At 71.8% G+C, this 12,834-nt stretch carries 11 protein-coding genes and 1 pseudogene; 5 read left to right on the top strand and 7 right to left on the bottom strand.

Annotated elements, in window-relative coordinates; all coding sequences use genetic code 11:
* Positions 1-90: 90 nt before the first annotated feature.
* The 3 genes from ACOKM3_RS17910 to ACOKM3_RS17920 are packed head-to-tail and all read left to right on the top strand — an operon-like array spanning position 91 to position 3,589.
* The gene (locus ACOKM3_RS17910) at positions 91-1,068 is read left to right on the top strand and encodes a glycosyltransferase family 2 protein (RefSeq protein ID WP_426901671.1); all 978 of its coding nucleotides are present in this window, start codon (positions 91-93) and stop codon (positions 1,066-1,068) included.
* Positions 1,065-2,402 carry a polysialyltransferase family glycosyltransferase gene (locus ACOKM3_RS17915; RefSeq protein WP_426901673.1) on the top strand — a complete coding sequence of 446 codons (1,338 nt, stop codon included), beginning with the start codon at positions 1,065-1,067 and terminating at the stop codon, positions 2,400-2,402. The genes ACOKM3_RS17910 and ACOKM3_RS17915 overlap by 4 nt, the downstream gene beginning before the upstream one ends.
* Positions 2,399-3,589: an acyltransferase family protein gene (locus ACOKM3_RS17920; protein WP_426901674.1), complete on the top strand. Its 1,191-nt coding sequence runs from the start codon at positions 2,399-2,401 to the stop codon at positions 3,587-3,589. The genes ACOKM3_RS17915 and ACOKM3_RS17920 overlap by 4 nt, the downstream gene beginning before the upstream one ends.
* Here ACOKM3_RS17920 and ACOKM3_RS17925 read toward each other — a convergent pair.
* A complete protein-coding gene (locus ACOKM3_RS17925) occupies positions 3,574-4,314 on the bottom strand; it encodes a TetR/AcrR family transcriptional regulator C-terminal domain-containing protein (RefSeq protein ID WP_426901676.1) in 741 nt (246 codons plus the stop codon). The two genes, ACOKM3_RS17920 and ACOKM3_RS17925, sit on opposite strands and share 16 nt — an antisense overlap.
* A 77-nt stretch (positions 4,315-4,391) precedes the next feature.
* On the opposite strand from ACOKM3_RS17925, the gene ACOKM3_RS17930 reads away from it, so the two are divergent.
* Positions 4,392-5,888, top strand: coding sequence for an FAD-dependent monooxygenase (locus tag ACOKM3_RS17930; RefSeq protein ID WP_426901678.1), 1,497 nt, complete (start codon positions 4,392-4,394; stop codon positions 5,886-5,888).
* A gap of 28 nt (positions 5,889-5,916) precedes the next feature.
* On the opposite strand, the gene leuE is transcribed toward ACOKM3_RS17930, so the two are convergent.
* Together leuE and ACOKM3_RS17940 are read right to left on the bottom strand one after the other, a co-directional pair.
* Positions 5,917-6,573, bottom strand: coding sequence for a leucine efflux protein LeuE (gene leuE / locus ACOKM3_RS17935; RefSeq protein WP_426901680.1), 657 nt, complete (start codon positions 6,571-6,573; stop codon positions 5,917-5,919).
* Positions 6,574-6,784: 211 nt separating this feature from the next.
* Positions 6,785-8,365, bottom strand: coding sequence for an acyl-CoA mutase large subunit family protein (locus ACOKM3_RS17940; protein WP_426901682.1), 1,581 nt, complete (start codon positions 8,363-8,365; stop codon positions 6,785-6,787).
* Positions 8,366-8,650: 285 nt separating this feature from the next.
* Between ACOKM3_RS17940 and ACOKM3_RS17945 the strand changes: the two genes are divergently transcribed.
* Positions 8,651-9,526 carry a L,D-transpeptidase family protein gene (locus ACOKM3_RS17945; protein WP_426901684.1) on the top strand — a complete coding sequence of 292 codons (876 nt, stop codon included), beginning with the start codon at positions 8,651-8,653 and terminating at the stop codon, positions 9,524-9,526.
* A 236-nt stretch (positions 9,527-9,762) separates the two neighbouring features.
* Here the strand turns inward: ACOKM3_RS17945 and ACOKM3_RS17950 are convergent, their stop codons facing one another.
* The 4 genes and pseudogenes from ACOKM3_RS17950 to ACOKM3_RS17965 form a co-directional block, all read right to left on the bottom strand.
* Positions 9,763-10,845, bottom strand: a complete 1,083-nt coding sequence (locus tag ACOKM3_RS17950; protein ID WP_426901686.1) for a hypothetical protein — start codon at positions 10,843-10,845, stop codon at positions 9,763-9,765.
* The gene (locus tag ACOKM3_RS17955) at positions 10,845-11,522 is read right to left on the bottom strand and encodes an RNA polymerase sigma factor (protein ID WP_426906818.1); all 678 of its coding nucleotides are present in this window, start codon (positions 11,520-11,522) and stop codon (positions 10,845-10,847) included. Before ACOKM3_RS17955 ends, ACOKM3_RS17950 begins: the two co-directional genes overlap by 1 nt.
* A 321-nt stretch (positions 11,523-11,843) precedes the next feature.
* The gene (locus tag ACOKM3_RS17960) at positions 11,844-12,134 is read right to left on the bottom strand and encodes a hypothetical protein (protein WP_426901688.1); all 291 of its coding nucleotides are present in this window, start codon (positions 12,132-12,134) and stop codon (positions 11,844-11,846) included.
* Positions 12,131-12,765: pseudogene (locus ACOKM3_RS17965) on the bottom strand (RNA polymerase sigma factor). The gene ACOKM3_RS17960 and the pseudogene ACOKM3_RS17965 overlap by 4 nt, the downstream one beginning before the upstream one ends.
* Between the last annotated feature and the right edge of the window lie 69 nt (positions 12,766-12,834).

Consider the following 12,834-nt stretch of genomic DNA (forward strand, 5'->3'; position numbering starts at 1 on the left):
GGGCCGGTTCACGGTCCCGCCACGCTTCGTTCACCTGACATCAAGCCACCGGTCAAGACGAATGCCGGGCCGCGCCCTAACGTCACCGTCGTGGTCAAGCTCTCCGTCATCGTGCCGTTCTACAACGTGCAGCAATACGCGCCCGACACCCTCAGAAGTCTGCGAGCGAACGCACGCGACGACTTCGAATTCATTCTCGTCGACGACTGCTCCAAGGACGAGACACCGGACATTCTCGCGCGCGCCGAGCGCGAGCTGCCCGGCGCGGTCGTCGTGCGACACGAACGGAACGGAGGACTCGCGACCGCCCGCAACACCGGGCTCGACAGGGCCCGCGGCGAATATCTCGCCTTCCTGGACGGCGACGACTGGCTCGCGCCCGGCTACTACGCGCAGCTGCTGGCCGCCATGGAGGGCCTCGGCTGCGACTTCGTGCGCACGGACCACGTCCAGTGCACGGCGCGGGCCCGCTCGGTGCACCGCTTCCCGCACGGCCTGCGCAATGTCGTCATGGACCCGCGCGCGGCGATCCTGCCCGCCGACCGCTCGACCGCCGTCGACTACGCGTACGCGTGGGCCGGCATGTACCACCGGCGGCTCGCCGACCAGGGTCTGCTGCACTTCACGGACGGGCTGCGCACGGCGGAGGACAGGCCGTGGATCTGGCGGCTGCACCGCGAGGCGAAATCCTTTGCGGCGGTCTCCACTTTGGGCGTTTTCTATCGCCGTGGCGTCTCGTCGTCGCTCACTCAGATCGGTGACGTACGGCAGCTCGATTTCATCCGCGCATTCGACCAGGTCGTCCGGGAAACAGCCCAGGACCGGGATGCCGAGCTGCTTCTCCCGAAGGCCGTGCGTACGTACTGCGCCATCATTTCCCACCACTTGGGATCCATCGAAAGGTTCGAACCTCCCGTGGCCCGCACATTGAAGTCGCTCAGCGCGGCCGCGCTCAAGCGCATGCCGCAGCGGGTGCTCGACGACGCGCTCGACTCGATGGACACCCAGCGGGCCACGCGCCTGCGCCGGCTCCGCCGCCGACCGGTCAGCGCGGAGGTCACGGCATGACGACCCGCATTCTGCTGGCCTCGACCCTGTACGGCGCCGCCACCCTCGCCGCGGCCCTCGACGCCGACCGCTTCGCCCCGGCGGACCGCACGCTGCTGCTCATCGCCAACAACGCGGCGACGCCCGAGACCACCCCCGCCGTCGACGAGATGCCCGGCTTCGAGCAACTGCGGGGCCGCTTCGACGGCGTCCTGTCGTGGAACGAGGCGATCTCCCCCTTCCACCCCGGCAGTTGGGGCCCGCGCACCGACGACATCCCGCTGTGGGAACGCTACCTGCGGCTCACGTGGGACCTCGGGGACGACGACATCGAGCTGGCCGTGGAGTCCATCCAGGTCAACCCGGCGATGGCCGTCGCGCAGATCTTCGCGGGCGCGCCCGTCGACGTGTACGCGGACGGCCTGATGAGCTACGGACCGACCCGCAACAAGATCGACCCGCTGATCGGCACACGGGTGCGCCGCCTGCTCCACCTGGACCTCGTGCCGGGCCTGAAGCCGCTGCTGCTCACGGAGTTCGGCGTCGAGCCCGAGGTCGTACCGACCGAGGTCTTCCTCAAGGTGCTCGCAGACCTGTGCGACGCGGCGGGCGAACTCCCGCGCCTCCCCGGCGAACCGGCCCTCCTGCTCGGCCAGTACCTCTCCGCCCTGGGCATCCTCACGGCCGACGAGGAGGAGGACCTGCACGTCCGGATGATGCGCGGCGCCGCCCAACTCGGCCACAAGCACGTCGTGTTCAAGCCGCACCCCACGGCCCCGGCCCGCTGGTCGCGCGCCCTGGAGAAGGAGGCGCAGCGGCTCGGCGTCGAACTGACCGTCCTGGAGACGCCCGTCCTCGCCGAGGTCCTCTACCAGCGGATGCGCCCGGTCCTCGTCGTCGGCTGCTTCTCCACGGCACTGCTCACCGCGAGCGCCCTGTACGGCATCCCGGTGGCGCGCATCGGCACGTCGACGCTCCTGGACCGCCTCACGCCGTACCAGAACAGCAACCGGGTTCCGGTCACCATCGTCGACGCGCTGCTGCCCGAGCTGTCCGACCGCACGGCGGTGGAGGCGCAGGAACAGCCGCTGCCCGTCGGCGAGTTGGACGAGCTGCTGCGCGCGGTCGGCTACGCCATGCAGGCCAAGATCTACCCGGAGCTGCGCCGCCCCGCCGAGCGCTATCTCGCCACGCGCCTCGACGACCGGACCTGGCGATACTTCAAGCGGCGCCGGCTGACCTCGCTCGCCCTGCCCGGCGCGCTCCCCGCCCAGTTCGCCTTCATCCCGCGCAACGCGACGGTCCGCAGGGTCGCGAAGCGCGCCCGCTCCCTGAAGCGGGCGGCCCTCAAATGACGGCTCCCGGCACGACGCTGCCGCCGCTGCCCGCACCACAGACGGACCCGCAGGCGAAGGCCGTGCTCACGCGCCCCGCGTCCCGTCTGTACGCCCTGGACGGGCTGCGGCTGATCGCGGCGCTGATGGTGGCGGCGTACCACTACGGAGGTCGGGACGGCGAGATCTCCCAGGCCTGGGGAACGTCGCCGAGCAGCCAATTCCCCACCCTGCACGGCTGGTTCGCGTACGGCTGCCTCGGCGTGCAGATCTTCTTCGTGATCAGCGGTTTCGTGATCTGCATGAGCGGCTGGGGCAGACCCCTGCGCTCCTTCTTCGCCTCGCGCGCGGCCCGTCTCCTCCCCTCGTACTGGGTGGCGATCGTCCTGGTGACGGCCGTCTTCGCGCTGCCGGTCGTGGCCTACGAGGCGGTGTCGCCCAGCGACGCGCTCGTGAACCTGACGATGCTGCAACAACCCCTGGGTGTGGACCGGGTGTTGGGCGTGTGCTGGACACTCTGGGCGGAGCTGCGCTTCTACGCCCTGTTCGCGGTCTGCGTCGTGCTGCCGGGCGCGACCCGGCACCGGGTGGTGCTGTTCTGCGCGGTGTGGACGCTGGCGGCGGTGCTCGCGGAAGGCGCGGGACCGGACGCGTCGCTGGCGAATCTCGTCCTGATGCCGGAGTACGCGCCGTTCTTCATCGGCGGCATCGGCCTGTATCTGGTCCACCGCGACCGGCGGGACGTCACGGCGTGGGGCATCGTCGCGGTGAGCTGGCTGATCGGTCAGCACTTCGCGGTCGACCGGACATGGCACGCGCCGAACCCCGACTTCTTCTCGTACCGCTCGTCGTTCGGGATCGTCGTGGTGGTCACGCTCGGCTTCGCGGCGGTGGCGGCGATCGCCGTCGGCTGGACCCGCTGGGCGAACTGGCGCTGGCTGACGGTCGCCGGCGCCCTCACGTACCCCTTCTACCTGGTCCACGAGCACCTGGGCTGGGTGGCGATCGCGGCCCTGCACCGCCGCGTGGGCCTGCCCGCGTCGGTCACCTTCGCGGCGACGATCGCGCTGATGCTGACGCTCGCCTGGCTGCTGAACCGTTACGTCGAGGAGTGGGCGACGCCGCTGCTGCGCAGGTCGCTCAACCGGCACCCCGGGGCGGGGGCCTCGACGGGGACGGGAACGGGGACGGCTCAGCGCACTTCGTAGCGCGCCTCGATCCCCGCGACGATCAGCCGCAGCCCCTCCTCGAACCGCTCGTCGTACGCCGCGAAGAGCTGACCGCCCGCGGCGGCGGCGAGCGGGTAGTCGTGCAGCTTCTCGGCGCGCTCGGCGATGTCGACGGCGGGCTCCCGCCGCGGGCCCGCGTCGCCCGGTGGCGGCCGCATGCCCTGCTCCTCCGTGACGAAGCCGAGCGTGTACATGTACGCGGTGGTGCTCGCCCAGGCCGCCTGGTCGGGGGTGAACCCGGCATCGACGAGGAAGCGCAGGTTCGCCTCCAGCTCGGGCCCGTGATCGGTGCCGGTGAACCGTGATCCGCTGAAGACCTTCGCGCCGTCGCGGTAGCGCAGAAGGGTCGCGCGCAGCTGCCGGTTTCCCTCGACCAGCCACTCCTGCCAGGTGCCGGGGGGCTCGTAGCGGACGTCCGCACCGGTTTGCGCACCGGTCTGTGCGCTGGTCTGTGCACCGGCCTGCGTCATGCGCCGGAACATGACGGTCGCCATCTCGTCGAGCAGCGCCTGCTTGTTCTTGAAGTGCCAGTACAGGGCGGGCGCCTGCACGTTCAGCTCCTTGGCGATGGCACGCAGCGTCAGCCCTTCGAGACCCACGTCGTTCAGCAGGTCGAGGGCGGTGTCGGCGACGTGCGCCTTGTCGAGCTTCGGCTTGTCCGCCTTCGGCTTCTTCACGTCTTTCGGGTTCTTCTGCTCAGCCACGCTTGACAGTTTAACGCCGTTAAGCCCATGCTCGGAGGCAGGCGGATTTAACGGCGTTAAGGGGAGGGCGGATGGCGATGGCTGCGGACACGGTGACGAGCACGACGGCGGACACGGAGACGACGGACGTCCTGATCGTGGGTGCGGGCCCGACAGGGCTTGCGCTGGCGACGGATCTGGCGCGGCGCGGGACGCGGGCGCTGCTGGTCGAGCGGGCGGACGGCCTGTTCCCCGGCTCGCGCGGCAAGGGCCTCCAGCCGCGCACGCAGGAGGTGCTGTACGACCTCGGGGTCCTCGGGGAGATCCACGCGGCGGGCTCGGAGTATCCGCGGATGCGGGTCTGGGAGGGCGCCGAGCCGGGCGACGAGTGGGACATGATGCAGCGCTCCGAGCCGACGGAGGGAGTGCCGTTCGCCAACGCGTGGCTGATACCGCAGGCCCGCACGCAGGCGATTCTGTACGCGCGGCTGCGGGAGCTGGGCGGCGGCGTCCGTTTCGGTGCCGCGCTGACCGGCCTGACGCAGGACGCGGACGGGGTGACGGCGACGTTCCGGGACGGCTCGGCGGTGCGTGCGCGGTACGCGGTGGCGGCGGACGGCGGCCGCTCCACGGTCCGGGGGCTGCTGGGCGTCGGCATGACCGGCGAGACGGTCGACCCGAAGCCGATGCTGGTGGCGGACGTGCGCGTCACGGACGACGCCCCGATCCCGGACACGCACTGGCACGTGTGGCCGAAGGCGCCGGAGGGCGGGGTGGCGTTCTGCCCGCTGCCGATGGCCGAGGACAAGGGCCGCGTCTACCAGCTGGCCGCGCAGTACGCGGACGAGTCGGCGGTCCCCGACACCTCACCGGAAGCGGTGACCAAGCTCCTCGCGACGCGCACGGCACTCTCCGAGGAGCACGTCGCCGAGGTGCTCTGGGCCTCCGACTTCCGGGCGCGGGCGGCACTCGCGGACCGCTTCCGGGTGGGCCGGGTCTTCCTCGCGGGCGACGCGGCGCACGTCCACTCACCGGCGGGCGGCCAGGGCCTGAACACGAGCGTGCAGGACGCGTACAACCTGGGCTGGAAGCTGGCGGCGGTGCTGTCCGGCGGTGCGCCGGCCCGACTCCTGGACACGTACGAGGAGGAGCGGATACCGGTGGCGGCGGGCATCCTCGGCATCAGCACCCGCATCCACCGGGCGAACGCCGAGGGCACGCCCACGCGGCGCGGCGACGAGGTGCGGCAATTGGGCATCGGATACCGGGAGTCGGCGCTGACCCGGGAGACCCGGCCGGGACTCGCGGACGACGCGCTGCGGGCGGGCGACCGGGCACCGGACGGGCGGCGGGGCGGGGTGCGGCTGTTCGACGCGTTCCGGGGCCCGCACTGGACGCTCCTGACGGTGGACACGACCACCGAACTCCCGCCACTGAAGGGCGACTTGAACGCCCTGATACACACGACCCGCATCCCGGCATACGAGGCGTACGGCAGGGGCGTGTTCCTGATCCGCCCGGACGGCTATGTGGCATGGGCCGGGGAGACGGCGCAGGGGGTGGAGCAGTATCTGGCGGAGTCCGGGGTGGGATGACCGGCCGGCCGCGACAGCCGCAGCGGCGCTACACGCTGGACAGCGACAGCTTCACCGCGAACCCGAGGAACAGCACCCCGGCCGCCGAGGTCGCGCCCGCGGAGAGGCGCCTGCGGCGGCGGAAGGCGGCGGAGAGCTTCATGCCGCTGAAGATCAGCGCCGACAGGTAGAGCACGCTGGCCACCTGCGCGAAGGCGCCGAGGACCACGAACGAGAGGGCGGGGTACGCGTAGGACGGGTCTACGAACTGAACGAAGAAGGCGATGAAGAACAGGATCGCCTTGGGGTTGAGCAGGCTGATCACGAAGGCGCGGCGGAACGGCCGCTCCTGCGCGGGCGCCTCCTCGGCGGCACCGCTCTCGGCCGCGAGCCGCTCCTTGCGGGTGCGCCACATGCTCCACGCGGCGCGCATCATGCCGATCGCGAGCCAGGTCAGATAGCCGGCGCCGGCGTACTTCACGATCCCGAAGACCAGGGAGTTGGCCTGGAGCAGGGAGGCGACTCCGGCGGCGGAGAGTGTCATCAGGACGGTGTCCCCGCACCACACGCCCGCGGCGGCCTTGTAGCCGGTGCGTATGCCGCGGCGGGCGCCGACGGAGAGCACGTACAGCGAGTTCGGCCCCGGCAGAAGAATGATGAGGGCGAGGCCCGCGAGATAGGTCGGAAGATCGATGACACCCAGCATGCGGCGAGTCTCCCACGCCCGTCCGCCCCACCACTCAAACATTCCGCATACCGAACACCCACCGCCCGCCGCCTTGGGCAATCCGCCGCCTTGGGCGGCAGGGTGGGCAAGGCGGCCCCCCGGTGCCGCGCAACAGTGGTCAGGGGCCCGCCCCGGCGCCGCCGCACGAACCTCGCGGCGCGGTAACGCCCCCGCCCGGCTGACGCCCCCGTCAGAACGCGTCCGTCGGCACGTACGCCCCCCACACCTCGCGGAGCGTATTGCAGACCTCGCCCACCGTCGCGCGGGCGCGCAGCGCGTCCTTCATCGGGTAGAGGACGTTGTCGTCACCCTCGGCCGCCTTCTTCAGCGCGGCGAGCGCGGCGTCGACCGCCCCCTGGTCACGCTCGGCCCGCAGCTTCGCGAGCCGCGCCGCCTGTTGCGCCTCGATGGCCGGGTCGACGCGGTGCGGCTCGTAGGGCTCCTCGCCGTCGAGCTGGTAGCGGTTGACGCCGACCACGACGCGCTCACCGGAGTCGGTCTCCTGCGCGATGCTGTAGGCGGAGCGCTCGATCTCGCTCTTCTGGAAGCCGCGCTCGATCGCGTTGACCGCGCCGCCCAACTCCTCGACCTTGGCCATGAGTTCGAGGGCGGCGGCCTCCACGTCGTCCGTCATGCTCTCGACGACGTACGAGCCGGCGAACGGGTCGACCGTCGCCGTCACATCCGTCTCGTACGCGAGGACCTGCTGCGTGCGCAGGGCCAGGCGCGCGGACTTGTCGGTGGGGAGCGCGATCGCCTCGTCGAAGGAGTTCGTGTGCAGCGACTGCGTGCCGCCGAGGACGGCGCCGAGGCCCTGGACGGCGACGCGCACCAGGTTCACCTCGGGCTGCTGGGCGGTGAGCTGCACACCGGCCGTCTGCGTGTGGAAGCGGAGCATCAGCGACTTGGGGTTCTTGGCGCCGAACTCCTCCTTCATCACCTTCGCCCAGATCCTGCGCGCCGCACGGAACTTGGCGACCTCCTCCAGGATCGTCGTACGGGCGACGAAGAAGAACGACAGGCGCGGGGCGAAGTCGTCGACGTCCATGCCGGCGGCGACGGCCGTGCGGACGTACTCGATGCCGTCGGCGAGCGTGAAGGCGATCTCCTGCGCGGGAGAGGCCCCCGCCTCGGCCATGTGGTAGCCGGAGATCGAGATGGTGTTCCACTTCGGGATCTCGGCCTTGCAGTACTTGAAGATGTCCGCGATCAGCCGCAGCGAGGGCTTCGGCGGGAAGATGTAGGTGCCGCGGGCGATGTACTCCTTGAGCACGTCGTTCTGGATGGTGCCGGTGAGCTTGTCGGCCGGCACCCCTTGCTCCTCGCCCACGAGTTGGTACATCAGGAGCAGCAGCGCGGCCGGGGCGTTGATCGTCATCGACGTGGAGACCTTCTCCAGCGGGATGCCGCCGAACAGGACGCGCATGTCGTCGATGGAGTCGATCGCGACGCCCACCTTGCCGACCTCGCCGGACGCGATCGGGGCGTCGCTGTCGTGGCCCATCTGGGTCGGCAGGTCGAAGGCGACGGAGAGGCCCATCGTGCCGTTCGCGATGAGCTGCTTGTAGCGGGCGTTGGACTCGGTGGCCGTGCCGAACCCGGCGTACTGCCGCATCGTCCAGGGGCGGCCCGTGTACATCGTGGGGTACACACCGCGCGTGTACGGGTACGCGCCCGGTTCGCCCAGCTTCTGATCCGGGTCCCAGCCCTCCAGAGCCGACGGGCCGTAGACCGGCTCGATGGGCAGTCCGGACTCGGATTCGCGCGCCATGGTTGTGCCTCCAGCGATGACTTGCCGATGCTTGCCGATTTGGTGCTGATTACTTGTGCGCTGATTACGTGCGCTGATTACTTACCAGTAGTTAACGACCCTCGCGACGGACTGTAGCGGCGGGCGTGCGGCCAGTGGAGAGCCCCGCGCTGGGACCTTGCTCACAGACTTTCCCGTGTTTGCCCCGCGTCATCACCTCGGGCGTCACCCTGAGTTCGGAGCCGTTCCGGCGCGGGCAGCATCCGTCGTGACAGGAGAGAACGGCGCGGCAGGCGGGGGGACGTCATGCGGACAGCTGTCCTACGTTCATCGATCGCGGTCACCGGGGTGCTCGCCCTGGTCGCCGGGTGCAAGGCCCAGGCGGTGGAAGGCGGGCGCGCCGCACCGCCACTGACGTCCCAGCCGTCCGCCTCCGACTCGTCCCGACTGCCCACCGACGCTTCGTCCCGGCCGCCCACCGACAACGCGTCCCGGTCCCCCTCCGACGACGCCGAGCCCACCGGGTCCGCGACGCCGTCGCCGGCCGCCCCCAAGATCCTGTTCTCCCCCGGTGACAGCTCCAAGGACGTACGGGAGCTGCAGGCGCGGCTGCGCCAGGTGGCCTGGCTCTTCAACGGGCCGACGGGCACGTACGACGACACGACCACCGACGCGGTCAAGGGGTTCCAGGGCAAGCGCGGACTGCCGCGCACGGGCAGGACGGACACCGTGACCTGGCAGCGCCTGCTGAACATGACGCACGAGCCGGGCAAGTGGGAGCTGTACCAGTTCGGCGGCCAGCCCCCGGCGAAGCCGGACCCGCGCTGCATGAAGGGGCGGGTGCTGTGCATCAGCAAGACCAGCCGCACGCTGGCGTGGATGGTGGACGGCAAGCGCCTGATGACGACGGAGGTGCGGTTCGGATCCGAGTACACGCCGACCCGCGAGGGCGTCTTCCCCGTGTACTTCAAATCCCGGCACCACGTGTCGACGCTCTACGACTCCCCCATGCCGTACGCGATGTTCTTCAGCGGCGGCCAGGCCGTGCACTACTCGGAGGACTTCGCGGCGCACGGGTACGCGGGGGCCTCGCACGGCTGCGTGAACGTCAAGGACGAGGAGAAGATCGCGAAGCTGTTCGCGCAGGTGAGGAACGGCGACAAGGTCGTCGTCTACTGGTGAGGCCCGATGCGGCCCCGCAACGTCCGCAGATGACATCCGCAGGTGACGTGTTGAGAGGCGCGGGTGGGACCGGGGGAACGTGTCCCACCCGCGCCAGTGGCACCGAGCACCAGGTACGGGGGGAACCCGGGCTCGTGCGCGGCCGATGACCAGTCGGCTCACTCATTACTGCGCCGCGTCGTCCAGAAACGTCACACTTGGCGCGCAACCTTTTTGACCCGTTACGTTTCCGCAGGTCAGGGAGTCGGGCTCGCGCTGGGGCTCGGCGTGGAGCTCACGCCGGCACTGGGACTGGCGCTGGGACTGGCACTGGAACTGGGGCTCGCGCCGGTGTCCGGGTCGGCGTCCTCGTCCTCGTTGTCGCCGCCGCTCTCGCTGTTGCCCTTGCCGCCTTTGCCGCCCGAACCGTTGCCGTCGTCCGAGGCGCTCTGGCTCCCCGAGTCGCTCTTGCTGTCCGTGTGCTGCGAGGTGGTCCTGTCGGCAGGCGCGGTGGGGGCACCGGCGCGGGCCAGGACGCGGTCGCAGAAGCGGTCGAGGCCGCGCGTGTCCTGCCCGAGGGCCTTCGCGGACGCCTCCAGGCGCTGCACGTCCGCGCTGCCGGACTGCCCGCCCCGGTACTTGCGACAGGTGTCGACGAGCTTGCGCGCCTGGGCCCTCGCCCCGCCGGGGCCGGTCCCGTCCGGCCCGTGGCCCCGGCCCTGGGCCGTGCGGCCGTCGCTCGGCTCGCCCGCGTCGTGGCCGCGGGACGGGAAGCCGGAGGCGGACCCGCTGCCGGAGGTACCGGACGGCTCCGTCGGGCTCGGCAGCGCGTGGCCGTCCTCGGTGACCCCCGCGGAGGCCGAGGCGAGCGGCCGCTCGGGGCTCGCGGCGGCGGACACGGACGCGGCCGGCGCCGGATCGTCCGACTCGCGGAACGGCGAGGGCAGCACCCCCGTCCCGGCGGCGACCGCGACCCCGCCGACCATGCACACGGCGAACGCGGCGGCGGCTCCGAGCCGCGCGGGGCGACCCCAGAACGAACGCGGACCGGACGCCTTCGGGGCGGACCGGGCGGACCGCCGGGAGCGGCCCGCACGCGCCGGACCGTTCACAGCGCCGTTCACAGCCGCGACGGCGCGCGTCTCACGGAACGCCTTCAACGCGGCGTCCTCGCCCGGAAGTTCACCGTCGGCCCCGGCCGGTACCTCGGCCAGCGCGTGCAGCGCGGCGGTCAGTCGGTCGGCCCGCGGGGCGTCGTCTCCGGAAACGGCCGGGGCCTCTCCGCGCAGCAGGCGGTCCGCCGCGTCGCGGTTGAGCCACTTGTCCTGCTCGTCGGCCATCACATGTCCTTCTGCGTCCGCGAACGCGAATGCGTCACACCTGCGGACGTCGCCGTACGGGTGCGGTCGCGCCGTGGAGTCGGTACCGCTTCGAGGGAGTCGGGGGAGTTCCCGGCCGCGGTGGAGTCGGCGGCGCCGAGCAGTTCGGCGAGCCGCTTCAGGCCCCGGTGCGCGGCGGTGCGGACCGCGCCGGGCCGCTTGCCGAGGGTCTGCGCTGCGCTCTTCGCGTCGAGTCCGACGACGACGCGCAGCACGACGGCCTCGGCCTGGTCCTGCGGAAGCTTGGAGATGAGCGCCATGGCGCTGCCGGTGGCCAGGGACTCCATGGCCTCGTCGGCGGTGTCGGAGAGGGCGGGTCTGCCGGTGAGTTCGGTCTCGTCGCCGCCGATGGCCGGCCGGCGTCCCCGCATGCGTATGTGGTCGAGCGCGCGGTTGCGGGCGATCCGGGCGGCCCAGCCGCGGAACCGGTCGGCATCGCCCTCGAAGCGGTCGAGGTCGCGGGCTATCTGCAGCCAGGCCTCCGACGCGACGTCCTCCGCGTCCGGGTCGCCGACGAGCGTGCGTATGTATCCGAGCAGCCGTGGGTGCACGGTGCGGTACACGGTCCGGAAGGCAGCCTCACTCCCGTCCCGCGCCGCAAGCACCGCGGCGGTCAGCTCCGCGTCGTCCCCCAGCACTCCCTGCCCCTGCCCTGCTCTGGCCGTGAAGCCGTGTGCGCCGTCGATACGGGCGCGCGCGCCCGGCGCGAACCAGAACGCTACGGCCTGAAACGTCCTCGCGTCCATGTTCGTACAACTGGCAACCAACTGGCTCCCAGGGTGGTGTGACAGAAAACGCATCGGCGGCGCTGAGATAAGTACGGGCCGCTCGCGACCCGTGACGCGCGGCGGCCGGGGTCTCTCCTGTGGGGGGTGGCGACCTCGGCCGTCCCGCTTTTCCGGGCCCGTTCGCCGGTGTCGCTATCCGGTGCCGTTCGCCGGTCCCGTTCGCCGGTGCCGCTATCCGCCCCGCTCCCGCGGGGAGTTGACCACGGCCCGCACCGGCCACCCCGTCCACCGCCTGCCCGGGCGCCAGTCGTCGCGCCTGCGGGGCGCCGCGGTGAGCGCCCCCGCGTCGCGGGCCTCGCGGTACGCGGCGAGCGCCCGCCGCTCGTCGGCCGCGCCCGGGGACGGGCCGCCGCCCCGCACGGCGTCGCCGAGCAGCGCGCCGACCGAGGGCCGGTCGGCGGCGCGGCCCGCACCGTCGGCTTCGCCGTCGGGTTCGACCGGCGGCGAGGAATTCGCAGTCATCTCGCCTCCCCCAGCGTGCGCGCCCCGCGATCCGTCACACCGGACGCCCTCCCGCCCCGCCGCCTCCGAACTGCCGGGCGAGCCGCTTCAGCCCCCGGTACGCCGCCGTGCGCACCGCTCCGGGCCGCTTGCCGAGGACGCGGGCCGCGGCGGGCGCGTCGAGCCCGACGACGACCCGGAGCAGCACGGCCTCGCGCTGATCGCGCGGCAGCAGGTCGAGCAGCGCGAGCGCGCGCTCGGTGGAGAGGGCCTCCAGGGCCTGCTCCGCGGTGTCGTGCCCGCCGGGCAGTTCCAGCACGTCCTGCTCCAGGACGGACTGCCTCGGCCGCACCTTCTGCCGCCGCAGCAGATCGAGCGCGCGGTGCCGTGCGATGGTCGCCGTCCAGCCGCGGAACCCGGCCCCGTCCCCACGGAATCGCCCCAGATCCCGGGCTATCTCCAGCCACGCGTCGGAGGCGACGTCCTCCGCCTCGTCGCCCACGAGCCCGCGCAGATACCCGAGCAGCCCCGGCTGTACGAGCCGGTAGGCGACGGCGAAGGCGGCCTCGTCGCCCTCCTGGGCCCGGGCGACGGCCGCGCCCAGCTCCCCGTCGTGCGCCTGCGCACGACGGGGTTCCCCTCCCTGGCCCAAGCGCTTTCCTCTTCGCACGTCTCCACAGAAGGCGGACGCGCCCGCGCCCACCGCCCCTTGACGGGATCA

Origin of the sequence: Streptomyces nidicola (assembly GCF_050106155.1) — a bacterium.
In the GTDB taxonomy this organism is placed as follows: Bacteria; Actinomycetota; Actinomycetes; order Streptomycetales; family Streptomycetaceae; genus Streptomyces.

Excerpts from the sequence above, each read along its gene's own strand:
- ACOKM3_RS17920 (WP_426901674.1), top strand. The coding sequence starts at position 2,399 with ATGACGGCTCCCGGCACGACGCTGCCGCCGCTGCCCGCACCACAGACG.
- ACOKM3_RS17915 (WP_426901673.1), top strand. The coding sequence starts at position 1,065 with ATGACGACCCGCATTCTGCTGGCCTCGACCCTGTACGGCGCCGCCACC.
- ACOKM3_RS17930 (WP_426901678.1), top strand. The coding sequence starts at position 4,392 with ATGGCTGCGGACACGGTGACGAGCACGACGGCGGACACGGAGACGACG.
- ACOKM3_RS17950 (WP_426901686.1), bottom strand. The coding sequence starts at position 10,845 with ATGGCCGACGAGCAGGACAAGTGGCTCAACCGCGACGCGGCGGACCGC.
- ACOKM3_RS17945 (WP_426901684.1), top strand. The coding sequence starts at position 8,651 with ATGCGGACAGCTGTCCTACGTTCATCGATCGCGGTCACCGGGGTGCTC.
- ACOKM3_RS17960 (WP_426901688.1), bottom strand. The coding sequence starts at position 12,134 with ATGACTGCGAATTCCTCGCCGCCGGTCGAACCCGACGGCGAAGCCGAC.
- ACOKM3_RS17940 (WP_426901682.1), bottom strand. The coding sequence starts at position 8,365 with ATGGCGCGCGAATCCGAGTCCGGACTGCCCATCGAGCCGGTCTACGGC.
- leuE (WP_426901680.1), bottom strand. The coding sequence starts at position 6,573 with ATGCTGGGTGTCATCGATCTTCCGACCTATCTCGCGGGCCTCGCCCTC.